Origin of the sequence: Actinocorallia sp. API 0066 (assembly GCF_020991275.1) — a bacterium.
Taxonomy (GTDB): Bacteria; Actinomycetota; Actinomycetes; order Streptosporangiales; family Streptosporangiaceae; genus Actinocorallia.
The window spans coordinates 281,034-303,822 of the sequence record NZ_JAJLQY010000004.1 but is presented as its reverse complement, the minus strand read 5'-3'; the positions used below and the strand labels follow the sequence as shown (position 1 = coordinate 303,822).

Annotated in this window: 21 protein-coding genes; 11 read left to right on the top strand and 10 right to left on the bottom strand. The window is 71.1% G+C overall.

All coding sequences use genetic code 11. The annotated features are described in order from the left end of the window. Positions 1-77: 77 nt before the first annotated feature. Complete coding sequence (locus tag LO762_RS12340) at positions 78-698, bottom strand: TetR/AcrR family transcriptional regulator (RefSeq protein WP_230614743.1); 621 nt, start codon at positions 696-698, stop codon at positions 78-80. Between the two features lie 86 nt (positions 699-784). Between LO762_RS12340 and LO762_RS12335 the strand changes: the two genes are divergently transcribed. Next, positions 785-1,888, top strand: a complete 1,104-nt coding sequence (locus tag LO762_RS12335) for a ferritin-like domain-containing protein (protein WP_230614742.1) — start codon at positions 785-787, stop codon at positions 1,886-1,888. Between the two features lie 67 nt (positions 1,889-1,955). Beyond that, the gene (locus LO762_RS12330; RefSeq protein WP_230614741.1) at positions 1,956-2,762 is read left to right on the top strand and encodes a universal stress protein; all 807 of its coding nucleotides are present in this window, start codon (positions 1,956-1,958) and stop codon (positions 2,760-2,762) included. Positions 2,763-2,768: 6 nt separating this feature from the next. Here the strand turns inward: LO762_RS12330 and LO762_RS12325 are convergent, their stop codons facing one another. Beyond that, on the bottom strand, positions 2,769-3,596 hold the full coding sequence (locus tag LO762_RS12325; protein WP_230614740.1) for a helix-turn-helix transcriptional regulator: 828 nt from the start codon (positions 3,594-3,596) through the stop codon (positions 2,769-2,771). Between the two features lie 316 nt (positions 3,597-3,912). On the opposite strand from LO762_RS12325, the gene LO762_RS12320 reads away from it, so the two are divergent. After that, positions 3,913-4,605, top strand: a complete 693-nt coding sequence (locus tag LO762_RS12320) for a helix-turn-helix domain-containing protein (protein WP_308103781.1) — start codon at positions 3,913-3,915, stop codon at positions 4,603-4,605. A 10-nt stretch (positions 4,606-4,615) separates the two neighbouring features. Here the strand turns inward: LO762_RS12320 and LO762_RS12315 are convergent, their stop codons facing one another. Further along, entirely contained in the window at positions 4,616-5,140 is a 525-nt protein-coding gene (locus tag LO762_RS12315) for an Lrp/AsnC family transcriptional regulator (protein WP_230614739.1), read from the bottom strand. Between the two features lie 132 nt (positions 5,141-5,272). On the opposite strand from LO762_RS12315, the gene hppD reads away from it, so the two are divergent. Both hppD and LO762_RS12305 read left to right on the top strand, forming a co-directional pair. Then, positions 5,273-6,442 carry a 4-hydroxyphenylpyruvate dioxygenase gene (gene hppD / locus LO762_RS12310; protein ID WP_230614738.1) on the top strand — a complete coding sequence of 390 codons (1,170 nt, stop codon included), beginning with the start codon at positions 5,273-5,275 and terminating at the stop codon, positions 6,440-6,442. A gap of 75 nt (positions 6,443-6,517) precedes the next feature. Then, positions 6,518-9,310 carry a CARDB domain-containing protein gene (locus LO762_RS12305; RefSeq protein ID WP_230614737.1) on the top strand — a complete coding sequence of 931 codons (2,793 nt, stop codon included), beginning with the start codon at positions 6,518-6,520 and terminating at the stop codon, positions 9,308-9,310. Positions 9,311-9,356: 46 nt separating this feature from the next. On the opposite strand, the gene LO762_RS12300 is transcribed toward LO762_RS12305, so the two are convergent. Beyond that, positions 9,357-10,508 carry an LLM class flavin-dependent oxidoreductase gene (locus LO762_RS12300; RefSeq protein WP_230614736.1) on the bottom strand — a complete coding sequence of 384 codons (1,152 nt, stop codon included), beginning with the start codon at positions 10,506-10,508 and terminating at the stop codon, positions 9,357-9,359. Further along, entirely contained in the window at positions 10,505-11,053 is a 549-nt protein-coding gene (gene ssuE / locus LO762_RS12295) for an NADPH-dependent FMN reductase (protein WP_230614735.1), read from the bottom strand. Before ssuE ends, LO762_RS12300 begins: the two co-directional genes overlap by 4 nt. A gap of 271 nt (positions 11,054-11,324) precedes the next feature. On the opposite strand from ssuE, the gene LO762_RS12290 reads away from it, so the two are divergent. After that, on the top strand, positions 11,325-12,458 hold the full coding sequence (locus LO762_RS12290) for a fumarylacetoacetate hydrolase family protein (RefSeq protein WP_230614734.1): 1,134 nt from the start codon (positions 11,325-11,327) through the stop codon (positions 12,456-12,458). Here the strand turns inward: LO762_RS12290 and LO762_RS12285 are convergent. Both LO762_RS12285 and LO762_RS12280 read right to left on the bottom strand, forming a co-directional pair. Beyond that, entirely contained in the window at positions 12,388-12,744 is a 357-nt protein-coding gene (locus LO762_RS12285) for a YkvA family protein (RefSeq protein ID WP_230614733.1), read from the bottom strand. The two genes, LO762_RS12290 and LO762_RS12285, sit on opposite strands and share 71 nt — an antisense overlap. 107 nt (positions 12,745-12,851) lie before the next feature. Next, entirely contained in the window at positions 12,852-13,337 is a 486-nt protein-coding gene (locus LO762_RS12280) for a MarR family winged helix-turn-helix transcriptional regulator (RefSeq protein WP_230614732.1), read from the bottom strand. A 105-nt stretch (positions 13,338-13,442) separates the two neighbouring features. Here LO762_RS12280 and icmF point away from each other — a divergent pair, with 105 nt between their 5' ends. Together icmF and LO762_RS12270 are read left to right on the top strand one after the other, a co-directional pair. Continuing rightward, the gene (gene icmF / locus LO762_RS12275; RefSeq protein WP_230614731.1) at positions 13,443-16,646 is read left to right on the top strand and encodes a fused isobutyryl-CoA mutase/GTPase IcmF; all 3,204 of its coding nucleotides are present in this window, start codon (positions 13,443-13,445) and stop codon (positions 16,644-16,646) included. A gap of 67 nt (positions 16,647-16,713) precedes the next feature. Continuing rightward, positions 16,714-17,202 (top strand): GNAT family N-acetyltransferase, encoded by a 489-nt coding sequence (locus tag LO762_RS12270; RefSeq protein ID WP_230614730.1) that lies wholly within the window; start codon positions 16,714-16,716, stop codon positions 17,200-17,202. 68 nt (positions 17,203-17,270) lie between these two features. Here the strand turns inward: LO762_RS12270 and LO762_RS12265 are convergent, their stop codons facing one another. Continuing rightward, the gene (locus LO762_RS12265; RefSeq protein WP_230614729.1) at positions 17,271-17,450 is read right to left on the bottom strand and encodes a hypothetical protein; all 180 of its coding nucleotides are present in this window, start codon (positions 17,448-17,450) and stop codon (positions 17,271-17,273) included. 143 nt (positions 17,451-17,593) lie between these two features. On the opposite strand from LO762_RS12265, the gene LO762_RS12260 reads away from it, so the two are divergent. Both LO762_RS12260 and LO762_RS12255 read left to right on the top strand, forming a co-directional pair. Beyond that, positions 17,594-17,983: a PPOX class F420-dependent oxidoreductase gene (locus LO762_RS12260; RefSeq protein ID WP_230614728.1), complete on the top strand. Its 390-nt coding sequence runs from the start codon at positions 17,594-17,596 to the stop codon at positions 17,981-17,983. 46 nt (positions 17,984-18,029) lie between these two features. After that, on the top strand, positions 18,030-18,977 hold the full coding sequence (locus LO762_RS12255) for an aldo/keto reductase (RefSeq protein ID WP_230614727.1): 948 nt from the start codon (positions 18,030-18,032) through the stop codon (positions 18,975-18,977). A gap of 352 nt (positions 18,978-19,329) precedes the next feature. Here LO762_RS12255 and LO762_RS12250 read toward each other — a convergent pair whose 3' ends face one another. Then, positions 19,330-20,283, bottom strand: a complete 954-nt coding sequence (locus tag LO762_RS12250) for a hypothetical protein (RefSeq protein WP_230614726.1) — start codon at positions 20,281-20,283, stop codon at positions 19,330-19,332. 182 nt (positions 20,284-20,465) lie between these two features. On the opposite strand from LO762_RS12250, the gene LO762_RS12245 reads away from it, so the two are divergent. Beyond that, a complete protein-coding gene (locus LO762_RS12245) occupies positions 20,466-21,590 on the top strand; it encodes a helix-turn-helix transcriptional regulator (protein WP_230614725.1) in 1,125 nt (374 codons plus the stop codon). A gap of 324 nt (positions 21,591-21,914) precedes the next feature. Here the strand turns inward: LO762_RS12245 and LO762_RS12240 are convergent, their stop codons facing one another. Next, on the bottom strand, positions 21,915-22,763 hold the full coding sequence (locus LO762_RS12240) for a hypothetical protein (protein WP_230614991.1): 849 nt from the start codon (positions 22,761-22,763) through the stop codon (positions 21,915-21,917). Positions 22,764-22,789 lie beyond the last annotated feature (26 nt).

Here is a 22,789-nt window from a genome sequence, read left to right as displayed (position 1 = left end):
CTCCTCAGCGGCGGAGCCTAGGACGGGCCGTGACCCGGCCGACAGGGACGGCTGTCCCGGGCGCGGTCCCGGAAGGGTCAGCGGGGGAGGGCGTCGAGGGCGTTGATGAACAGGTCGAGGCCGAACTCGAAGTCGGTGTCCGGGTCGTGCTCGGTGAGTTCCTTGGCGAGGGCCGTCACGCGGGGGAAGCGGGCGGGGTCGAGTTCGGCGAAGGCCCCGGCGGCGTCGGCGGGCAGCGAGTCGAGCATCTTCACCATGTCGGTCTCGCGTAGCTGGGCGCCGAGCGCGTAGGCGATGATCGCGCGCATCAGCCGGACGGACGTCGGCCCGTCGAACCCGGCGTCGTGCGCGATCGCCAGGCCGTGCTCGACCGGTTTGAGCCCGAACGGCACCTCGACGCTGTGCGTCACGATGAGGTTCGTGCAGTGCGGGTACTCGCGCGCCACCCTGCGGAACGCCCGGATCAGCTCGCGGGCCCGCTGCCGCCAGTCCAGCCGCCCGTCGTCCGGCAGGTCGAGCGACTCCATGGTGTTCTCGGCGATGCCGCGCAGCAGCGCCGCCTTGTTCGGCACGTGGTTGTACAGGGACATCACCGCGACGCCCAGCTCCCCGGCCACCGCCCGCATGGACAGGGCGTCCGCGCCGTCCCGCTCGACCAGCGCGACGGCCGCGCCCACGATCCGCTCCCGCGTCAGCAACCGTTGACACCCTTCCGACCTCGTGACACCTTACGTACATCGTACGTTGACCGTACGGTGTACGTCATTTGGACAAGGGGGTTCACGTGTCGACCCATGAGCTCTACACCCATCCCGTCCAGGAGGACACCTGGGCCGTCCCCCTCGCCGGGGACTCCCGGTTCACCTGGGAGTACGACGACGGCCGCGAGAAGCTGCTCAGCCTTTACCAGAAGGGCAAGGACAAGCAGTGGGACGCGGTCAAGCGCATCGACTGGTCCCTCGACATCGACCCCGCCGACCCGCTCGGCCTGCCCGACGCCGCCAACATGCTCTACAACACCCCGTACTGGGCGAAGATGAGCGTCAAGGAGCGCGGCAGGCTCAAGCTGCACTCCGCGTCCTGGCAGTTCTCCCAGTTCATGCACGGTGAGCAGGGCGCGATGATCACCGGCGCCCGGATCGTCGAGACCGTCCCCGACCTCGACGCCAAGTTCTACTCGGCCACCCAGACCATGGACGAGGCACGCCACGTCGAACTGTTCACCCGCTTCCTCCAGGACAAGCTCGAACTCGTCTACCCCATCAACGACAACCTCCAGAGCCTCCTCAACGACACGCTCCGGGACAACCGTTGGGACATGCCCTACCTCGGCATGCAGGTGCTCATCGAGGGGCTCGCCCTCGCCGCGTTCGGGCTGGTCCGCGACATGACGACCCGCGAGCTGCCCAAGCAGATGCTCACCTACGTCATGCAGGACGAGGCGAGGCACGTCGCCTTCGGCAGGCTCGCCCTGCGCGACTTCTACCGGAACATCACCGACGCCGAGCGCCGTGAGCGCGAGGAGTTCGTCATCGAGGGCTGCTACCGGATGCGCGACCGCTTCCAGGCCCTGGAGGTGTGGGAGAACTTCGGCATCCCCCGGGCCGAGGCGATCGAGCTGGTGCGCAACTCCGAGTACATGCGGATGTTCCAGAGCCTGCTGTTCAGCCGGATCGTGCCGTGCGTCAAGGACATCGGCCTGTGGAGCGAGAACATCCAGCGCGCCTACGACGACATGGGAGTCCTGGACTTCTCCAAGCACGACCTGGAGATCCTCATGGCCGCCGACGAGGAGTACGCCGACCAGATGGACGCCCGGCGCTTCGCCGCCGAGGAGGCCGAGCGCCGCGCCGAGGTCGACGAGGTCATCGCCGACGCGGCCGGTTGATCGTCTTCGTCCCCTGTTCGTCCGTCCCGCCCCCGGGGTAGGGGACGGATCGGGGAACGGGGGACGGATGAGCGAGATCCTGGTCGGGGTTGACGGATCCGCGCCGGCCGACGCCGCGGTGGCGTGGGCGGCGCGCGAGGCGGTGCGGCGGGGCGTCCGGGTGCGCCTCACGCACGTGGGCGGGCCGCTGGGCGACGACAGCACGGCGGTGCTCGCCGGGGAGGTCGTCCGCTCCACCGCGCCCGCCGTCGAGGTGGAGACGGAGTTCGTCACCGGCAAGGCGGCCGAGGAACTCCTGAAGCGCGCGTCGGCCGCCGACCTCGTGGTGCTCGGCACGCACGGGCACGGCCCGGTCGCGAGCCTCGTCGTCGGCTCGGTGGCGCTCGCCGTCGCCGGTGCCTCGCCCGTCCCGGTGGTGCTGGTGAAGGACCACGACCCGCAGCGGGAGGCGGGGCCCGTCGTCGTGGGGGTCGCCGACCAGCCGTCGCGCCGCGTCCTGGACGCCGCCGACAGGGAGGCCACGCTGCGCGGCGGCGAACTGCGCCTCACGCACGCCTGGTTCGAACCGCCGGTGGAGAGCTTCGGCGCGCCCGCCCCGATGCCGCCGACCGATCCGGGGCCCGTCGTGGGGGCGCTGCGGGAGCGGCTGACGGGCGAGCTGGCGCCCTGGCTGGGCCGTCCCGAGGCCAGGGTGACGGTCGCGCCCGGCCATCCCAAGGACGTGCTGATCGCCGCGTCCGGGGACGCGGCGCTCGTCGTGGTGGGCCGGCACGAGAAGCCGGGCCGCCGGATCCGTGCCCTCGGCGCCACCACGCACGGCCTCATCCGCAAGGCCGCGTGCCCGGTGATGGTCGTCGGGGACGAGGAGGAGTAGGGGCCGTCAGGCGGTGCGGTGCGTGAGCACCCCCGCCAGCATGTCCCGCGAGGCCTCGGGCTGCGCCGCCTCCAGCGCGAGCCGGTTCATCACCTGGAGGTACTTGTCGATGTCGGCGGGCTTGTCCAGGTAGAGCGCGCTGGTGAGCTGCTCCAGGTAGACGATGTCGGGGAGGGTCTCCTCCGGGAAGCGCAGCAGGCTGAACGCGCCCGAGACGCCCGCGTGCCCGCCCGCGTTGAACGGAAGCACCTGGATCGTCACGTTCTGCCGGGAGCTCAGCTCGATGAGGTGCTCCACCTGGGCGCGCATCACGGACTTGCCGCCGATCGGCCGCCGCAGCGCGTTCTCGTCCACCACCGCCCAGACCCGCAGCTCGCCCGCGTGCAGGCGGGTCTGCCGCCTCATCCGGAGCTGGACGCGCCGCTCCAGCTCCTCCTCGGTGATCTCGGGGAAGCCCAGGGGGATCAGCGCCCGCGCGTACGCCTCGGTCTGGAGCAGGCCGGGCACGAACTGGAGCTCGTAGGTCCGGATGAGCGACGCGGCGCCCTCCAGGCCCATGTAGATCTCGAACCAGTTCGGCAGCAGGTCGCTGTAGTGGTGCCACCAGCCGGGCTCGTTGGCCCGTGCCACCAGCTCCAGCATCGTCGCGCGCTCGTCGGGGTCGGTGACCCCGTAGAGGGTGAGCAGGTCGGCGACGTCGCGCTCCTTGAACCCGACCCTGCCGGTCTCCATCCGGGAGATCTTCGAGTGCGAGGCGCGGATCGTGTAGCCGGCGTGCTCGGCGGAGATGCCCTTGTCCTCGCGCAGCTTGCGCAGCTGGGCGCCGAGCATCATCCGCAGGACCGTGGGACCGCCCGTGAAGCCGGACGGATCGTCCCCTGGGCCCTTTGAAGGACTTGTAGAAAGATTCACTCGCGACCTGACCATATCGGGGGAATGCGATGCATTCCTACATGATCGCTAACTGCCTAACAACCGTATAGCCCGGTTGTGAATGGAGCGTGACATTCGCGACCCCCTAGACGTTACATGCGCGACGTCCCCCGCGACAAGAAGTGGATCTCCGTCACACCCCGGGACTCGGTCAATCACGACTTTTTTGGTAGGGTATCCCATCATTGCCGTACCGTGGGAAAGAAGGAGGTGCGCCGTGGCGGAGGGAGCACAGGCGGTCGGCAGGGCGCTCGGGGTGCTTCGGTGCTTCGCGGACGAGGGCCCGCTGGGCGCCTCGGACCTGGCACGGCGCCTCGCGCTGCCCACCTCGACGGCGTTCCGGCTGGCCAGGGCACTGGTCGCGGAGGGATTCCTGGAGCAGGACCCCCGCACGTCCCGCTACCGGCTCGGCCCCGCCGTCGCCGAACTCGGCCGCCAGTCCTTCCACCAGCGCGGGCTGCACCGGGCGGCGCCCGAACTCGCCCACCTGGCCAAGGAGACGGGCTGCCCGGCGGATCTCGCCATGCGGGACGGCGACGACGCCCTCATCCTGCTCGGCGGGCCGTCCGGCAGCGGTCACCGCGTCCGCAACCCGCTGCGCGCCACGGCCCAGGGCCGCGTCCTCGCCGCGTTCTCGCTGCCCGCGCCCTCCTCGCCGGACCTGGCCGACATCCGCGCGCGCGGCCACGCCGCGTACGCCGACGACCCCTCCTCCGGACGCGGGGCGCTGGCCGTGCCCGTCCTCGACCACACCGGCGTCGCCCGGTACGCCGTCGCGCTGCGGCCCGCCGAGGCGCTCATGGCCTCCCGTGGCCAATGGCTGCTCTACCGGGCCCGCATCTGCGCCCGCGCCCTGGAGACGGCGCTCCTCCCGCCCGACGAGCGACGCCAGGGCCCGTTCTCCTGGTGACCCCCTCGGGTCAGCGGGGCGGGGTGACGCGGAAGCCGGGGACACGTGACGGCGCGGGCCGCTCCACCGACTCCAGCAGCGGCAGGGTCCGCGCCGGGACGACCTCGGTCAGCGCGATCACCGAGGTGGACCTGACGACCGACGGCACCCGGTTGACCTCGAGCAGCGCCCGCTGGAGGTCCGCGTGCGAGGCGGCCGCGATCCGCAGGTGCAGGTCATCGCCGCCGGTCGTCGCGTGCGCCTCCAGGACGGCCGGGATGGCCCGCAGCCCCTCGGCGACCTCCTCCAGCGCCCCCTGGGCGATCTGGACGGTGACGAACGCCAATACCGGGAACCCGGCCGCGGGCAGATCCACCTCGGGCCCGTAGCCGCGGATCACCCCTGCCCTCTCCAGCCGCTCCAGCCGGGCCTGGACGGTCATCCGCGACGTCCCCGTCAGCCGGGACAGCTCGAGGTGGCCCGCGCGCGGGTGCTCGGTGAGCGCCCGCAGCAGCCACAGGTCGAGTTGGTCGAGCCGCGTGTGCTCCTCGGTCATCGCACCGCCACCTGAGAGTCGATAGCCACCTGAACCGGCTTTTCCTTGACATTCCGCTGAGTTGAGATCTCTGAGCTTGTCACTGAGCCAGGCGGAGGGTCAAGGTGGGCGCAGGGGGAGAGGAGGCCGGGGATGACGCAGCCGATCGTTCCGCTGGAGGAGGACCGCCTCGTCGGGGCGGTCGAGCACGACTTCAGCCACGACCCGTTCCCGGTGCGCGGGCTCCACCACGTCCGCTTCCTGGTCGGCAACGCCCGCCAGGCCGCGCACTTCTACGCGACGGCCTTCGGCATGACCCGGGTCGCCTACAGGGGCCCCGAGACGGGCTGCCGGGATTACGCGGAACACGTCATGGTCTCCGGCAAGGCCGTCTTCCGGATCACAGGGGAGGTCCACGCGGGCACCCCGGTGGGGGCGTCCGTGGCCGCGCACGGAGACGGCGTGGGCGATCTCGCCCTTGAGGTCCCGGACGTGGACGCCGCCATCGCGCACGCGCGCGAGCAGGGGGCGCGCGTCCTGCTGGAGCCGTATGACGCGTCCGACGAGCACGGCACCGTCCGGCTCGCCTCGATCGCCGCCTACGGGAACACCAGGCACACCCTCGTGGACGCGTCCGCCTACCACGGGCCGTTCCTGCCCGGCTTCGCCGCCGCCGAGCCGCTGACGGCCGGGCCGCCCGCCCACCACCCGCGCCGCTACTTCCAGGCGATCGACCACTGTGTCGGCAACGTCGAACTCGGCAGGATGGACGAGTGGGTCGGCTTCTACCGACGCGTCATGGGGTTCACCAACCTGAAGGAGTTCGTGGGCGACGACATCGCCACCGAGTACTCGGCGCTGATGTCCAAGGTCGTCGCGAGCGGCGACCACCGGGTCAAGTTCCCGCTGAACGAACCCGCCGTCTCCCGGCGCAGGTCCCAGATCGACGAGTACCTGGAGTTCCACGGCGGTCCCGGCGTCCAGCACGTCGCGCTGGCCACCGGCGACATCGTCGCCTCGGTGCGGGCCATGCGCGAGACGGGAGTGGAGTTCCTGCCGACGCCCGGCGCCTACTACGACACACTCGGTGAGTGGGTAGGCGACACCCGCGTCCCGGTGGACACGCTACGCGACCTCGGGATCCTGGCCGACCGCGACGAGGACGGCTACCTGCTCCAGATCTTCACCAGACCCGTCCAGGACCGGCCGACGGTGTTCTTCGAGCTGATCGAGCGGCACGGCTCGCTCGGCTTCGGCAAGGGCAACTTCAAGGCGCTGTTCGAGGCGATCGAGCGGGAGCAGGCACGGCGCGGCAACCTGTGACCGGCCGGGCGTTACCGCGCCGTCACCCCGGGTAGGTGATCACCACTTCTGGTGATCGTCTCGGGGGAGACCCGCATGCAGCTTTCGCGTGGCCTGCCCGCGCCCGCACGGGCGCGCCGCAGCACGGCCGCGGTACTCCTGGCCGCCGCCCTCGTCGGCCAGACGGCCGCGCCGACCGCCCTCGCCGCGCCGGCCGAGGTGCCGGCGGCCACGCCGACCACGTCGGTGGTGACGGTGCGGACGGGCGGCGACCGCACCGGCGACGCGGCGGTCGGCCCGCTCGCCGGGGTCAGGCTCGGCCTGTTCACCGACGCGGCGGGCACCACGCCGGTCACCGCCGACCCCTGGGGCGAGTGCGTCTCCGACGCCGACGGGGACTGCGCCTTCGTCATCCCCGACACCGGCACGGGCGGGAGCCGCCGCGACGACGTCTACCACGTCAAGCAGATCGACGCCCCGCCCGGCTGGTACACCAACCCCGAGCTGCGCACCGGGCACGGCTCCGGCGCCGACTCGGCGGCCACCGCCTACGTCTTCCCCACACCCGCGCTCCAGGGCGGCGAGGTCTACCGGTCCACCGGAGACTTCATGTTCGACCTGACGGTGCGCGAGCCGCTCGCCTCCAGCGGGGTGTGGCAGCAGTCGCGGAACAATCCCGTGCTGCCCGACCGGTGCGGCCTGGACGTCGCCGTGGTGCTCGACCTGTCGGCGTCCGTCGGGAGCGCGCTGCCCGATCTCAAGCAGGCGGCCGACAGGTTCACCGACGCGCTCGTCGGCACCCCGTCGCGGATGGCGCTGTTCACCTTCGACCGTCGCTCGCCCAGCACCGGCACCGCGAACCATCCCGAGCTGATGTCGGTGTCGAGCCAGGCGGGCGCCGACGCGTTCAAGGAGCTGTACGCCGACTGGACGCTCGGCAGCGGCACCAACTGGGACCAGGGCCTGTGGAAGGTCGCGCGGGCCGAGCAGCGGTACGACCTCGTGGTGGTCCTCACCGACGGCAACCCCACCTACTTCGCCGACCTCACCGGCGACGGCGCCAACACCCGCGTCGCCGAGGTCGAGGGCGGCGTCTTCTCCGCCAACGCGGTGAAGGCACGCGGCAGCCGCGTCGTCGCGCTCGGCGTCGGCAGCGGGGTGGAGGGCGTCACCGCGCTCAACCTGCGCGCGCTCTCCGGGCCCACCGCCTACGACGGCGCCAACGCCACGACAGCCGACTACTTCCAGACCACGGACTACGCGGCGGCGGGCGAGGCGCTGCACCGGCTTGTGATCCAGCAGTGCGCGGGCTCGGTGTCGGTGACCAAGATGCTCGTCCCGAGCGAGAACCTCGGCGAGGACGTCACGGGCGCGGAACCGGCCGGGGCGGGCTGGCGGTTCGACGCCGCCACCACGACCGGGGGCGCCACCGTGACGCCGTCCAGCGCCACCACGACCGACGACGGCACCGGCACCGTGGTGTTCGACCTCGGCGGTGACGCGGACATCACCGACCTCCAGGTCACCGAGGGCCAGCACGACGGGCACACCCTCGTCCAGCAGGGCGGGGTCAACGCGGTGTGCGCGGAGGTCGGCACGGGCGCCTCGGTGACGGCGGAGAACGTGGGGGAGACGGGGTTCGGCCTTCCCGTCCCGCAGGGCGCCGCCCTCACCTGCACCGTCTACAACAAGCCCGTCGGGACGGCTGACGTCACCGTGAGCAAGCTGTGGTCCATCGACGGCGAGGTCTACGCCGACGGCGAGCAGCCCGCCGGGTTCACCGCGCGGGCCACGCTCACCGGCCCCGGCAGCCTGCCCGCGTCGGTCCAGGGCTGGGACGACCCGCGCGACGGCTACACGGTCGGCGACGAGGTCACCGTGGACGAGACGGTCACGGTGCCGGAAGCCTGCGCCGTCGTCTCCCGGCAGATCACGCTGATCGACGGGGCGGACTCCGAGGAGGACCTGCCGCACACCGCCTCGGTGCTGCGCGACGACACCACCTTCCGGATCACCAACACCGTGGACTGCCCCGAGACCGGCGCGGTCGTGGTGGACAAGCAGTGGGTCATTGACGGCGCGCACTACGCCGACGGCCACCAGCCCGGCGGGTTCGGCGCCCAGCTCACCCTCACCGGGCCGGGCGACGCGGCCGCGACCGACCAGGCGTGGGACGTGCCACGGCCCGGCTACCCCGTCGGCGGCTCCGTGACGATCGCGGAGACCGTCGCGCCGTTCGACGACCAGAGCTGCGCGCTCGTGTCGTCACGGCTCACCGCCGCCCAGGGCACACCGGTGGACCTGCCGCTGCCGCACACCGCGACGGTGACGGGCCTGACCGCCGCGTTCGTCGTCACCAACACCGTGGACTGCGGGGACGCGCCCGACCTCGGGGTGTCCAAGGAGTCCGACCGTAGGGAGGCCGCGCCAGGCCAGACCGTCACCTACACGGTGACCATCACCAACTCCGGTACGACCGCCACACCGGACGCCGGGGCGACCTTCCGGGACGACCTGACGGAGGTCCTACGACACGCCGCCTACAACAACGACGCCACCGCCTCCTCCGGCACGCTCACCTACGACGAGCCGGTCCTGTCGTGGAGCGGCCCGCTCGGGCCGGGCGAATCCGCGACCGTCAGATACTCGGTGACGGTCGACCCCGACGCGCCCGACCGCGCGAAACTCTGCAACACGGTCACGGCGCCCGGCGCGGACTGCCCGGACACCGCCTGCGTCATGGTGACAACTCGGGGTAGGCCCGGCAAACCCGGCAAGCCACACGGCAAGCCCTGGCAGCAGGGCAAGCCCCGAGCCCCGGAAGCGGCGGCCTGGGGCAGGCCATGGGACTACGGGAAGCCCTGGACGCGCGACGGCCGGGGCCGCTGATCGGCCACGACGGCCCGCCCTCGTCGGAGGGCGGGCCGTGCGGGGCTCAGCGTGACGCGCCCGCGAAGGGGACGGCGTTGGGGACGGCCGAGGGCTCGCGGCCCGGATGCGTCCAGAGGCCGCGTGCCTCAAGGACGGGCAGGACCCCTTCGCCGAACCAGTACGCCTCCTCCAGGTGCGGGTGGCCGGACAGCACGAACTCGTCGATGCCGAGGGCGTGGTACTCGGCGATCCGGTCGGCGACCTCGGTGTGGCCGCCCACGAGGGCGGTGCCCGCGCCGCCGCGCACAAGCCCGAACCCGGCCCACAGGTTCGGGTAGATCTCCAGGTTCGCGGTGCTGCCTCCGTGCAGGGCGAGCATCCGTTTCTGCCCCTCGGACGCGCTACGGGCCAGGCCCTCCTGGACACGCGCGATGAGCGCCGGGTCGAGCGCGGAAAGCAGCGCGTCGGCCTGCGCCCACGCGGCCTCGGCCGTGTCCCGGCTGATGACGTGCAGCCGGATGCCGAAGCGCGGGGTCCGTCCGACCGCCCGGTACTCCTCGCGGATCCAGGCGATCTTCTCGGCGACCTGCGCGGGCGGCTCGCCCCAGGTCAGGTACACGTCGGCGTGCCGCGCCGCGATCCGTCCCGCGATCGGCGACGACCCGCCGAAGTACACCTCCGGCACCGGGTCCGGCACCCGCGTCAGCTCGGCGTCGGCGACCCGGACGTGGGCGCCGTCGAGCGTCACCCGCTCGCCCCGCCACAGGCCGCGCACGACCTCGAGGAACTCGCCGGTCCGCTCGTACCGGGCGTCCTTGCCGAGGAAATCGCCGTAGGCGCGCTGCTCGTGGTCCTCGCCGCCGGTGACGACGTTGAGCAGCAGCCGTCCCTCCGAGTGCCGCTGGAACGTCGCGGCCATCTGCGCGGCCAGCGTCGGCGAGACCAGGCCGGGCCGGAACGCGACGAGGAACCTCAGCCGCTCGGACTCGCGGGCCAGCATCGCGGTGGTCAGCCACGCGTCCTCGCACCACGCGCCCGTCGGCGTCAGGGCGGCCTCGAACCCGAGCCGTTCCGCCGCCCGTGCGAGCTGCGAAAGGTACCCGATCGTGGCGGGCCGGTCGCCTCCCGACGCCGTCGTGGCGGTGCCGTGTCCGCCGCCCACGAGCTGTCGGCTGTCGCCGTAGGTGGGCAGGAACCAGTGGAACTTCAGGGTCATGACACTTCCTTGAGGAGCGGACGTCCGAGGGTCGCGGAGAACCCGTCGACGACCCGGATCAGCGGGTCGCCGCTCGCCGGGTCGAGGCGGACGCCGTCCGGGCCGACCTCGATGTGCCGGTCGAGCACGAACCAGCCCTGCACGATGTGGTCGGCCCCGAGCGACGTCAGCACGGGCCGCAGCGCGTAGTCCAGGGCCAGCACGTGCGCGGGGCTGCCGCCGGTGACGACGGGCAGCACCGTCTTGCCCGCGAACGCGAACTGCGGCAGCAGGTCCAGCAGCGTCTTCAGCAGCCCGCTGTAGGCAGCCTTGTACACGGGCGAGGCGACGACGAGCGCGTCGGCCTCCTCGATCGTCCGGACCACCGCCGCGATGCGCGGGTGCTTGGCGTCGGCGTGCAGCAGCGCCTCGGCGGGCAGGTCCCGCACCGCCGTCTCCCCGACGGTGTGCCCGTCGGCGCGCAGCCGCGCGGCGAGGTGCCCCGCGAGCGCGGCCGTCTTGGACACCGCCGAGGGACTCCCGGAAAGGACGTGGATCGTGGACAACCGTGTCTCCCCCTCGCGCGCGGAATTCAGGTAATTCCTACTTACATATGGGACTTTAAACGGCGCGGGCGCCGGTCACCATGCCCCGGGTCATCGCGATCCACGACGGGGTGCACGGGAAACCCTTCCACCCCGTCCGCGCCGCACCGGAGACCACGCCGGTGGACGGCGCCGCGCTGCAGGGAATCCATATCGCCGCGCGCCCGCCCGCATGGTTCCGGCCGCCGCCGGGAACCACAAGATCAAACAATCCCTTGAGCCTGGACGTGGAATGTTCGACGCTGAGACGCTGCCGTTCGGTGTGTTCACCGCCCTCGACCAGCCCGGTGTGCGCCGGGTCGGCGTCGCGGTGGAGGACCGGATCCTCGACCTTTCACAGGCCCGGATCCCGCACCCAGCCCTGTTCGCCTACGGGACGCTCGACCCGTTCCTCGTCGCGGGACCCGAGGTGTGGGACAGGGTGCGCGACGCCCTCCTCGAAGGCGTCGGCGGGCCCTACCTCCCGATGTCCGAGGCGACGATGCACGTGCCGTTCACCGTCGCGGACTACGTCGACTTCTACGCCTCGGAGTACCACGCGGCCAACCTCGGCAGGCTGTTCCGCCCCGGCGGCGATCCGCTCACCCCGAACTGGCGGCATCAGCCGCTCGCCTACCACGGGCGCGCGGGCGGCGTCGTGGTGTCGGGCTCGACGGTCGTCCGGCCGTCCGGGCAGTACGTGCCGCACGGCGCGCACACGCCGGTGTTCGGCCCGTCGGAGCGGCTCGACTTCGAGGCCGAACTCGGCTTTGTCGTCGGGGTGCCCAGCGCGCTCGGCACCCCGGTGTCCACCGCGTTCTTCGCCGACCACGTGTTCGGGGTCTGCCTCGTCAACGACTGGTCGGCGCGCGACCTCCAGGCGTGGGAGTACATCCCGCTCGGGCCGTTCCTCAGCAAGTCGTTCGCCACGTCCGTCAGCCCGTGGGTGGTGCCGCTCGCCGCGCTCCAGGACGTGCGGGTGCCCGTCCCGTCGTCGTCCGGGCCGCTGGCCGCCTACCTGCGCGAGACGGCCGACTGGGGCCTCGACATCGGCCTTGAGGTGCGGCTCAACGGGGAGACGGTCTCCCGGCCGCCCTACCGGACCACACACTGGAGCCCGGCGCAGATGGTGGCGCACCTCACCGTGAACGGCGCCGCGCTGCGCACCGGCGACCTGCTGGCGTCCGGGACGGTCAGCGGGCCCGGCGACGGCGAGGAGGGCTCCCTGATCGAGCTGACGCACGGCGGGGAGAAGCCGCTGGAGCTGCCGGGCGGTGCCTCGCGCGCCTGGCTCGAGGACTACGACGAGGTGACGGTCAGCGCTTCCCTCGCGGACGGGCGGTATCTGGGAGAGGTAGCGGGCCGGGTCCTTCCGGCCGTTGGATGAGCCCGTCCGGGCGGCGTTTGCGGACCATGTACTCCAGCGTCGCGATCGCGGCGAGCACGATGCCGACGTCGTCCAGGAGGATCGGGTCCGGGAGCAGGTCGATCGGGCTCAGCGCGTAGATCCACGCGCCGTAGTACGCGGCCTTCGCCGTCGCCGGGGAGTTCCGCTCGTGTACGAAGCCGCGCAGCGAGCGCAGCCGGATCAGCGCGCGCACCACAAAGAACAGCGTGCCGAGCACCACGAGCACGGCCACCAGCACGGCCCAGGGCCACCAACCGTCGGGCATGACGTCCTCCCTGCCGCCGACTGTACCCGCCGGGTACGACGATTCCCCGCGCGGCGGCGCCCGATGCGTCACGTTCGCCGGGGGACGTCCCCGGATGCCGGGTCCGGTCAGGCGTCGCCGACCGAGGCGCGGATCATGTGCAGGACCTCCGTCACCGTCCGGGCCTGGGCGGGGCTGAGGCCGTCGAGGGCGAACTCGGCGTCGTGCATGGCGGCCGTCGCCTCCTCGATGAGGGCGCGTCCGGCGGGGGTGATCGTGGCGAGGACCACCCTGCGGTCGTGCGGGCTCGGCGCGCGGGTGACCAGGCCGCGCCCTTCCAGGCGGGAGATCACGTTGGTGACGCTCGCCGGGTGCACCATGAGGCGTTCGCCCATCTTGCCCATCGGCAGCCGCCCCTCCCGGCTGAAGGCGAGCAGCCGCAGCGCCTCGTAGGCGGCGAAGGTGATCCCGTAGGGCTTGAGCAGCGTCTCGATCCGGCTCAGCAGCAGCTGCTGCACACGCATGACGGCGGTGACCGCCGCCATGTGGTCGGCGTGTTCGGGCCAGCGCGCGCTCCACTGGCGGTGGGCCTCGGCGAGCGGATCGAACGACACGTCACCACCGTACGGGAATCTTGACGGCCGCCGCGTTGGGATTTACTTTAACTTCCAAATATTAGACTTCAAAATAAGATGGCTCGCGTCGCGTTGGAGGTCGGGATGGGTCTGTACAAGCCGGTACACCCGGTGCGCTTCGTCACCGCCGCCGCGCTGTTCGACGGCCACGACGCGGCGATCAACATCATGCGCCGGATCCTGCAGTCACAGGGCGCGGAGGTGGTGCACCTCGGGCACGACAGGTCGGTCGCCGAGGTGGTCGCCGCCGTGGTGGAGGAGGACGCGCAGGGCGTCGCGGTCAGCTCCTACCAGGGCGGGCACCTTGAGTACTTCGCCTACCTCGCCGAGGCGCTGCGCGAGGCCGGGGCGGGCGACGTCCGGATCTTCGGGGGCGGGGGCGGCGTGATCGTCCCGGAGGAGATCGAGCGGCTCGCGTCGCTCGGCGTGCGGATCTACTCGCCGGAGGACGGCCAGCGGCTCGGCCTGCCCGGCATGATCAACGAGCTGGTCCGGGCCTGTGACGTCGACCTGACGGCCGAGCCCGCGCCCGTCGAGGCGGTCCTGTCCGGCGACCGCGCGGCGCTGGCACGGGTGATCACCTGCCTCCAGGGCGGCGCGGAACTCGACCCCGCGCTCGCCGGGGGGCGCGCGCCCGTCCTGGGCATCACCGGCACCGGCGGGTCAGGCAAGTCCTCGCTCACCGACGAGCTGCTACGACGCCTGCGGGTGGACCAACAGGACAAGCTGCGGGTAGCCGTCCTCGCCGTGGACCCGACACGGCGACGCGGAGGCGGCGCGCTGCTGGGCGACCGCATCCGGATGAACGCCCTGGACGGCGACAGGATCTTCTTCCGCTCCCTGGCCACCCGAGGCGGCCGGGAGCTGCCCGACGGTATCGACGGGATCCTCGCGTCGTGCAGGGCGACGCACGACCTCGTCATCCTGGAGACACCCGGCATCGGGCAGGGCGACGCGGCGATCACCGACCACGTGGACGTGTCCCTGTACGTCATGACTCCGGAGTTCGGCGCGGCGTCCCAGCTGGAGAAGATCGACATGCTGGACTTCGCGGACGTCGTCGCGGTGAACAAGTTCGAGCGGCGCGGCGGCGCCGACGCGCTGCGCGACGTCGCCCGGCAGCTCGTGCGCAACCGCGAGGCGTTCGGCGCGCGGCCCGAGGACATGCCCGTGTTCGGCACCAGCGCCGCCACCTTCGACGACGACGGCGTCACCGCGCTCTACCAGCACCTGCTCGGGCTGCTGCGCGAACACGGGCTCGCGGTCGAGGAGGGGACGCTGCCACGCGTCGCGGTCAGGGCGAGCACGAAGATCGCCAGCATCATCCCGCCCGCGCGGGTCAGGTACCTCGCGGAGATCGCCGAGACCGTCCGGGACTACCACGCCGAGACCGAGCGGCAGGCCGAGGCGGCGCGCCGGGCCCAGCGGCTCGACGCCGTCCGGGCCGAACTCGCCGCGACGGGCGCGGCGGCGGCCGCCTCCGCCGTGGCCGAACGGCTGGACGCCGCGCGGGCCGCCCTGACCGAGGAGTGCGCGGCGCTGCTGGCGCGGTGGCCCGCCGTCGCCGCCTCCTACACCGGCGACGAGCACGTGTTCCGGGTCCGGGACCGCGAGGTGCGGGTGCCGCTCACCCGCGAGTCCCTGTCCGGCAGCAAGATCCCCCGGGTGGCGCTGCCGCGCTACTCCGACGCCGGAGACCTGCTGCGGTGGCTGCGGGCCGAGAACCTGCCCGGCTCCTTCCCGTTCACCGCCGGGGTGTTCCCGTTCAAGCGGGACGGCGAGGACCCGGCCCGGATGTTCGCGGGCGAGGGCGACCCGTTCCGGACCAACCGGAGGTTCAAGCTGCTCTCCGCCGACGCGGAGGCGACCCGCCTGTCCACCGCCTTCGACTCGGTGACGCTGTACGGCCGCGACCCCGACGAGCGTCCCGACATCTACGGAAAAGTCGGGACGTCGGGGGTGTCGGTGGCGACGCTTGAGGACATGCGGGTCCTCTACGGCGGGTTCGACCTCGCGTCCCCCACGACGTCGGTGTCGATGACGATCAACGGCCCCGCGCCGACGATCCTCGCGTTCTTCCTCAACACCGCGATCGACCAGGGCCTCGCCCGGTTCCGCGAGGAGCACGGAAGGGAGCCGGCACAGGAGGAGGCGGCCCACGTCCGGTCCGAGGTGCTCCAGACGGTACGGGGCACCGTGCAGGCCGACATCCTCAAGGAGGACCAGGGGCAGAACACCTGCATCTTCTCCACCGAGTTCTCCCTGCGGATGATGGGCGACATCCAGCAGTGGTTCATCGAGCAGGGCGTCCGGAACTTCTACTCCGTCTCGATCTCCGGCTACCACATCGCCGAAGCCGGAGCGAACCCCATCTCACAACTCGCGTTCACCCTCTCCAACGGCTTCACCTACGTCGAGGCGTACCTGGCGCGCGGCATGGACGTGGACGCCTTCGCGCCGAACCTGTCGTTCTTCTTCTCCAACGGGATGGACCCGGAGTACAGCGTCCTCGGGCGCGTCGCCCGGCGGATCTGGGCCGTCGCGATGCGGGAGCGGTACGGGGCGGGGGAGCGGTCGCAGAAGCTCAAGTACCACGTGCAGACCTCCGGCCGGTCGCTGCACGCGCAGGAGATGGACTTCAACGACATCCGCACCACGCTCCAGGCCCTCATCGCGCTCTACGACAACTGCAACAGCCTCCACACCAACGCCTACGACGAGGCCGTCACCACCCCGACCGAGGAGTCGGTGCGGCGGGCCCTGGCCATCCAGCTCATCATCAACCGCGAGTGGGGCCTGGCGATGAACGAGAACCCGCTCCAGGGCTCGTTCGTCATCGACGAGCTGACCGACCTCGTCGAGGAGGCGGTGCTCGTCGAGTTCGAGCGGATCAGCGAGCGCGGCGGCGTGCTGGGCGCGATGGAGACCGGCTACCAGCGCGGCCGCATCCAGGACGAGTCGATGCTCTACGAGCAGCGCAAGCACGACGGGACGCTACCCATCATCGGCGTCAACACCTTCCGCTCCCCGCACGCCGAGACCGCGCACGGACCACTGGAGCTGGCCCGCGCCACCGAGGAGGAGAAGCGCTCCCAGCTCACCCGCGTCCACACCTTCCAGGACCGCCACCGCGCCGAGGCCGAACACGCCCTCGCCGCACTGAAGGACACCGTCCGTTCCGGCGGCAACGCCTTCGCCGAACTGATGTCGGCGGCCCGAGTCTGCTCTCTCCGCCAAATCACCGACGCCTTCTTCGAAGTGGGCGGCCAGTACCGCCGCAACGTCTGACCGTCCTGATCGCCCTCGGCACCGGGCGGCGCGCGAGGGGCCGCGCCGGGCCTGGCAGGATGCCGGGGTGGATCCGATCGAGCACACCGAGATCACCGCCGGCCTCTGGCACCTCCGCCCGCCCCGCGAAAGCGAAGCCGCCGACCTCCTGGCGCTGGCCGCCGACCCGACAACAGCCGCCCTCTCGAAGGACCTGCCCACCACCGAGCCCGAGGCCAAAGCCTGGCTCCGCGCCCACGCGACCTGGGACACCCAGCTCACCTTCTCGATCCTGGAGTCCACCACCGAACGCTGGGCCGGCCACATCACCCTCTCCGCCCTCAACACCCCGACCCCACACATCTGTTGCCGCGTCTCCCCCTGGGCCCGCCGCCGAGGCGCCGCCACCACCGCCCTACGCTGCCTCACCTCCTGGTCCACCGCCATCCTCAACCTCCCCACCCTCACCCTCACCCACCCCACCCCCGACACCACCACCTGCCACCTGGCCACCACCTCCACCTACCCCCTAACCACCCAAACCCCCACAACCCACACCCACCTCCACACCCCCTGACCTGCCCGCCCACCCCGGATGCGCACGGATGGTGTTGAGGGTTCGGGTGGGCGGGGGTGCGGGTGGCCTCAGGGTCGGTTCGGGTGGGGGCGGCGGAGGGCGGCGGGGACGGAGCAGCAGAAGAGGATGAAGAAGATCAGGGTGGTGAGAGGGGAGCCGTTGTCGAGGGAGGCGGCGGTCAGGAGGAGGAAGAAGAGGGGGGCTGCGGTGCGGAGGAGGGTGGTGCGGAGGCGGCGGCGTGGGGGCATCGGTGGTACCGGCTTCTGTGATGGGGTTCTGGTCGGCGGGAAAGGGGGTTATGGCGCTGATTGTTTGTAGCAGTGTGTGGCGAGGGACGGAAAGGGCGGGAAGTGGGGTTGTGGGGGGCGGGCGGAGGCGTAGGATGGTGATCATGGATGAGTCGGCGTTGGGGTTGCTGGCGGCGGAGAAGTATGTGCTGGTGACGACGTTCCGGAAGGACGGGACGGGTGTGCCGACGCCGGTCTGGGTGGTGCGGGACGGGAACGCGCTGGGGATCTGGACGGTGGCGGACTCCGGCAAGGTGAAGCGGATCCGGAACCGGGCCGACGTGCTCGTCGGGCCGTGTGACGTGCGGGGCAACCCGACGGGGGATCCGGTGCCGGGGACGGCGGAGCTGTGCTCGCCGGAGGACACGGCGGCCTACCGGACCCTGCTGCGCAGCAAGTACGGGATCCTCGGGTCGTTGACGCTGCTCGGCAGCAGGCTGCGCCGCGGCGACCAGGGCACCGTCGGCATCAGGATCACGCTGACCGAAACTTGAGCGCGCCGCGGGAATGACGGCGGCCCCGAGTGGGTTCTGCCAGATCATGAGTCTCAAGCCCATCGGCATCTCCGACCTGCTGGTGTCCCCGCTGAACCTCGGTGGCAACGTCTTCGGCTGGACGGCCGACGAAGCGACGTCCTTCGCGATCCTCGACGCCTACGCCGCGGCGGGCGGCAACTTCATCGACACCGCCGACTCGTACTCGGCGTGGCTGCCCGGCCACTCCGGCGGCGAGTCCGAGGGGATCATCGGCCGCTGGACCGCCGCGCGCGGCAACCGCGACGACATCGTCATCGCCACCAAGGTCGGCCGCCACCCGCAGTTCACCGGCCTCCGGCCGCAGACGATCAGGGCCGCCGCCGAAGCGTCGCTGACCCGGCTCGGCACCGACCGCATCGACCTGTACTACACGCACTACGACGACGAGACAGTCCCGGTCGAGGACATCATCACCGCCCTGGACGAGCTGGTCCGCGAGGGCAAGGTCCGGCAGATCGCCGTCTCGAACATCTCACCCGAACGGCTGCGCGCCTCGCTGGAGTTCTCCGACCGCGCGGGCCTCGCCAAGTACGTCGCGATCCAGCCGCACTACAACCTGGTGAGCCGCGACACCTACGAGGGCGAGCGGGCGGCGCTCGCCGCCGAGCACGGCCTGTCCGCGCTGCCGTACTTCGCGCTCGCCGCCGGATTCCTCACCGGCAAGTACCGTCCGGGCGGCCCCGCCGTCGACAGCCCGCGCGCCGCCGGAGCGGAGAAGCTGCTCCAGGATCCGCGCGCGGTGCGCGTCCTGACGCAGGTCGAGGAGATCGCCGGAACACACGGCGTCTCGCCCGTCGAGGTCTCCCTCGCCTGGCTCGCCGCCCAGCCCACGGTCCTCGCCCCGATCGCGAGCGCCCGCACCCTGCGGCAGCTCACGCCACTCCTGGCCTTCCCCGACGTAAAACTCTCGGACGAGGACCTGGCCGCGCTCACCGCCGCCTCGACCCCCTGAGCCCACCGCACACCCCGGCACGCCGTCCGGGACGCCGAACACCCGCCCAAGCGCCCCCGGGTCCGAACGAACACACCTGGGGGCGCTTCCGACGAAGTCGGGGTCGCGCAAAGCCCCCCGAGCCCAAGCGAACACGCTCCTGACAAGGTCGGGGTCGGCCGAGCGCCCCTGGGTCCGAGCGAACACGCCGGGGGTGCTCCCGACAAAGTCGAGGTCGCCCAAAGCGCCCCCAGGCCCGAGCGAACACGCCCGAGAGGGCTTCCGACGAGGTCGGGCCAGGCCCGAGCGAACATGCCCGAGGGGGTTTCCGACGAGGTCGGGGGTCGCCCCTGGGTCCGAGCGGACACGCCCGTCAGCTGTCGGGGCCGTCGAGTTCGTGGAGGAGGGCGGCTGCTTCGGCGGCGAGGTAGCGGGCCAGGGGGTGGCCCGTGGCGGTGGTGATGGTCTCGGCGGCGTGGTGGCGGGCCAGGGGGCGGTCGTCGCGGGCGGCGGCGACGCGGGCCATGCCGAACAGGCATTCGGCGCGTAGGTGCTGGGCGTACCAGTGGTCGGTGCACTCGGCGAGGGCCGCGGTGTAGTGCGCCTCGGCCTCGTCCCAGTGGCCGCGCGCGGCGGCCAGGTCGCCCCTGCCGCGCCGGGCCTGGGTGCGGGCGGCCCTGGTGCCCGCGCGCGCCGCGAGCGCCTCGGCCTCGGCGTACGCCTCGGCGGCGGCGCCGGTGCGGCCCATCCGCAGCAGGATGTCGGCGCGGCGCAGCAGCACGTCGGCGCTCTCCCCGTAGGAGTCGAGCTCCCGCATGAGCCGCAGCGCCCCGTCCAGGAGGTCGAGCGCCCCCGGCAGGTCGCCCGCGAGTTCGGCCGTCACCGACAGGGTGTCCCGCGCCGTCGCCATGCCCCAGCGTTCGCCGATCGCCTCGAAGCCGGCGAGCGCGGCTTCCAGGTGGCGGCGCGCGGTGCCGGGCGTGCCCTCGAACAGGTGGAGCATGCCGTGGCCGAGTTCGACGAGCGCGCGTGACCACGGCCTGCCGTCGCCGATCGAGCTGGCGCGCATCTGCCGTATCTGTTCGGCGTGGTCGGTGGGCGGCCCGGCCGCGACCGCCCACATCGCGAGCAGGGACCGGGCCGCCGCCGCGCCCTCCCGGCGCATGCCGCGCAGCCACCAGTACCCGGACAGCGCGGACACCAGCCGCAGGCCGAGCGCCGGAACCTCCTGGACGGCCGACGAGGCGACGTCCTTCGCGATCCTCGACGCCTGCGCGGCGGCGGGGCCGCGCCAAGTAAAGGGCCGGTCTTCTACCTCGGCTTGCACATAGGCCCTGAACTGGGAAGACTACAGAAAGTAACATCCGCTGAGGATGTGATCTCAGCCCCGAAGATGTGGCACGTCGCGCGTATTATGATCGCTTGTGTCGTGATCATGACGTATCGACAATATTTCCTCTGCGGGAATATGGTGGTGGGCTGTGCTCCTGAAAGCAGTAGTCTCATCTTATGGAAGCCAAGACCCTGCCAGGCGCGCTTAAAATGATCATGAAGGAGGAAGGGTGGCATCAAGCACGCCTGGCAAGGGAGATGGGAGTACAAACCACCTGGGTGTCCAGGGTGGTCACGGGACAGCGGGACACCCCGGTTGGCAACGCTATTGCGCTGTTGGGACGAGTAGGCTACGAACTGGTCATAAGGCGTAAAATCGATGAGGTCGAAGTGAAGCGACGCGAATTCATCGCCAGTGTGGCAACTGCTACTTTTGTCCCCGCCTCCAACGGGAATCCTTACTCTAATCCTGAGTATGTGATGCTGCTCTCCGATAGGGTGGAAATGGGCCTCTACGGATCAGGAGGGATTAGTACTCTAGAAGAGTCTGCCAGGCACCTTCGCCGTGTTCGTGATTCTGTCGCGGACACTAAAGATGTGCGTCTCCTCGGGGCCGCATCACAGCTCGCCCGGCAAGTTTCTCGCGTCCAGTATGACGCTAGAAAATTGCCACAGGCGCAGGAGTCCGGGAAGATTTCTGCGATCCTTGCTCGTCAGGCCAAGGACGACAGTGGGCAGAGCGATGCGCTTAACGAGCTGTCATCTTTCTACAGTTATGGGCAAGACGGGTATCATGGCGAACGCTGGGCACGCCAAGCTTTGTCAGTTCCAGGAATATCTCCTTGGCAAGAGGCGCAAGGGTTTGTGAGCCTCGGCCGAGCCCTAGGTCTACTTCGCGAGAAAAGGCATTCTTATGCAGCGCTAGAAAAGGCTCAGGAAATCGGTTCGGAGCTACCCGAGTTCGAGCGGGCCAGGTTGACTGGAAACGTTGGTGTGGCGTTTTACGATCAAGGGGACTGGGGAAAGTCAATTGCCGCGTTCCAGGAGGCGGTCAGGCTTATCATCCCAACTTCCCCCTTGCTCGGAGCGAACTACATGGCCCGCCAGGTGCAGGCAGCGCTAAATGCGGGCCTTCCTTATGTGGCCGCGGAGTTGATGAACACCTTGAGTTGCGTGGCGCCTCTTGTGTCCTCGGCCCGCCTGGATGGATATCTAGGCGAAATTATGGCACTTTCTAGCCCCTATCGTGAAGTGCCTGAGGTGAGAATTATGCGCCAGCAGTTGCGGACGCTGCTGACATAGTTCTCCAAGCCTCACGATCGAGATGGGCGGCGGGGAATTATTCCTCTTCCGTTATTTTTCATGCTGCACAATACTGGCGACGGCATAAGACCATTCTTTGGGATCTTTCGGGCGCGCTCTTGAGCTGTTCTTCTACCCACTCCTCGGGTATGGGTATCTTTCCCTCATGTGCTTGCTTTTATCCTGCGTTATCTGTTTTTCGAGGCGTGCTGCGAAGATGGCGCAGGATCGGCGACCTTCCGCCTCGTTGCTTCTCCTTCGGGATGGTCATACCTTCCGATATGCCGTCCTGCTCAGATGTCGGGCATCGGCCGGGGGCTGTGCTTACTTGCCGCGTCCGGCCGGGCCGCGCCGGATCCGCGCGCCGCGCCGGAACGCCACGGCGGCGGCGAGTGTGCAGGCAGCGAGGAGGAAGCCGAGCCAGACGCTCTGGCTGAGCGCGAGCACGGGGGAGACCTCGCGGGCGCCGGTCAGCTCGGTCGCGGGCAGGGTCTGGCCGGTCGGCGCGGGGATGACGTAGCCGGGCCCCGGTGTGGCCCCGGTGGAGTCGGCGACCTGCGGCAGCCCCATGCCGGGGTCGGGCGTGGCGGACGGCTGCGCGGTGTCGGGCGGCGGCACGACGGGCGGGGTGGCGACGGGCGCGGGCACGGCGGGCCCGGACGGCGTCGCGGGCGTGGCGCTCGGCGAGGCGGGATCGGGCGGCGCGGGCCCGCTCGGCTCCGGTTCGGTCGGTCTGGGCCGCTTGGCGGGCCGGAAGGTGACCTTGGTGTACTCCCACGCCGACTCGACGTCGTCGCCTCGGGTGAAGGCCCCGAGGGTGACGGTCAGTGGCTCGGCCCCCGCCTTGACGCGGATCGTGAACGGCACGGAGGTGCCCGCCGCGTCAACGTCGCCGAGCTTGCAGTAGCCCTGCGCGGTCCTGGTGCACACCGCCTCCAGCACGACCCCCGCGTTCGGCTCGGCGGAGAACGACAGCGTCGCGTTCCGCGCGCCCTCGCCCGTCGCGGCGACCCACACCTGGCCGGTGACGTCGGCGCCGCGCCGGGGCTGGGCGGTGGTCACGGTCGTGTGCACGACGAGGGCGGCGTCGCCGGGCGCCGCGGGCGCGGGCACCGCCGGGATGATGGCGGTGGCGCCGACGCACAGCAGGAGCGCCGCGGAGCGTGCGCGCATCGATGGGGGCCCTTCGCGCCTGTCGG

Excerpts from the sequence above, each read along its gene's own strand:
- icmF (WP_230614731.1), top strand. The coding sequence starts at position 13,443 with ATGGGTCTGTACAAGCCGGTACACCCGGTGCGCTTCGTCACCGCCGCC.
- LO762_RS12255 (WP_230614727.1), top strand. The coding sequence starts at position 18,030 with ATGAGTCTCAAGCCCATCGGCATCTCCGACCTGCTGGTGTCCCCGCTG.
- LO762_RS12300 (WP_230614736.1), bottom strand. The coding sequence starts at position 10,508 with ATGACCCTGAAGTTCCACTGGTTCCTGCCCACCTACGGCGACAGCCGA.
- LO762_RS12315 (WP_230614739.1), bottom strand. The coding sequence starts at position 5,140 with ATGACCGAGGAGCACACGCGGCTCGACCAACTCGACCTGTGGCTGCTG.
- LO762_RS12285 (WP_230614733.1), bottom strand. The coding sequence starts at position 12,744 with ATGCCCGACGGTTGGTGGCCCTGGGCCGTGCTGGTGGCCGTGCTCGTG.
- LO762_RS12290 (WP_230614734.1), top strand. The coding sequence starts at position 11,325 with ATGTTCGACGCTGAGACGCTGCCGTTCGGTGTGTTCACCGCCCTCGAC.
- LO762_RS12305 (WP_230614737.1), top strand. The coding sequence starts at position 6,518 with ATGCAGCTTTCGCGTGGCCTGCCCGCGCCCGCACGGGCGCGCCGCAGC.
- LO762_RS12265 (WP_230614729.1), bottom strand. The coding sequence starts at position 17,450 with ATGCCCCCACGCCGCCGCCTCCGCACCACCCTCCTCCGCACCGCAGCC.
- LO762_RS12330 (WP_230614741.1), top strand. The coding sequence starts at position 1,956 with ATGAGCGAGATCCTGGTCGGGGTTGACGGATCCGCGCCGGCCGACGCC.
- hppD (WP_230614738.1), top strand. The coding sequence starts at position 5,273 with ATGACGCAGCCGATCGTTCCGCTGGAGGAGGACCGCCTCGTCGGGGCG.
- LO762_RS12260 (WP_230614728.1), top strand. The coding sequence starts at position 17,594 with ATGGATGAGTCGGCGTTGGGGTTGCTGGCGGCGGAGAAGTATGTGCTG.
- LO762_RS12245 (WP_230614725.1), top strand. The coding sequence starts at position 20,466 with ATGGAAGCCAAGACCCTGCCAGGCGCGCTTAAAATGATCATGAAGGAG.
- LO762_RS12325 (WP_230614740.1), bottom strand. The coding sequence starts at position 3,596 with ATGATGCTCGGCGCCCAGCTGCGCAAGCTGCGCGAGGACAAGGGCATC.
- LO762_RS12240 (WP_230614991.1), bottom strand. The coding sequence starts at position 22,763 with ATGCGCGCACGCTCCGCGGCGCTCCTGCTGTGCGTCGGCGCCACCGCC.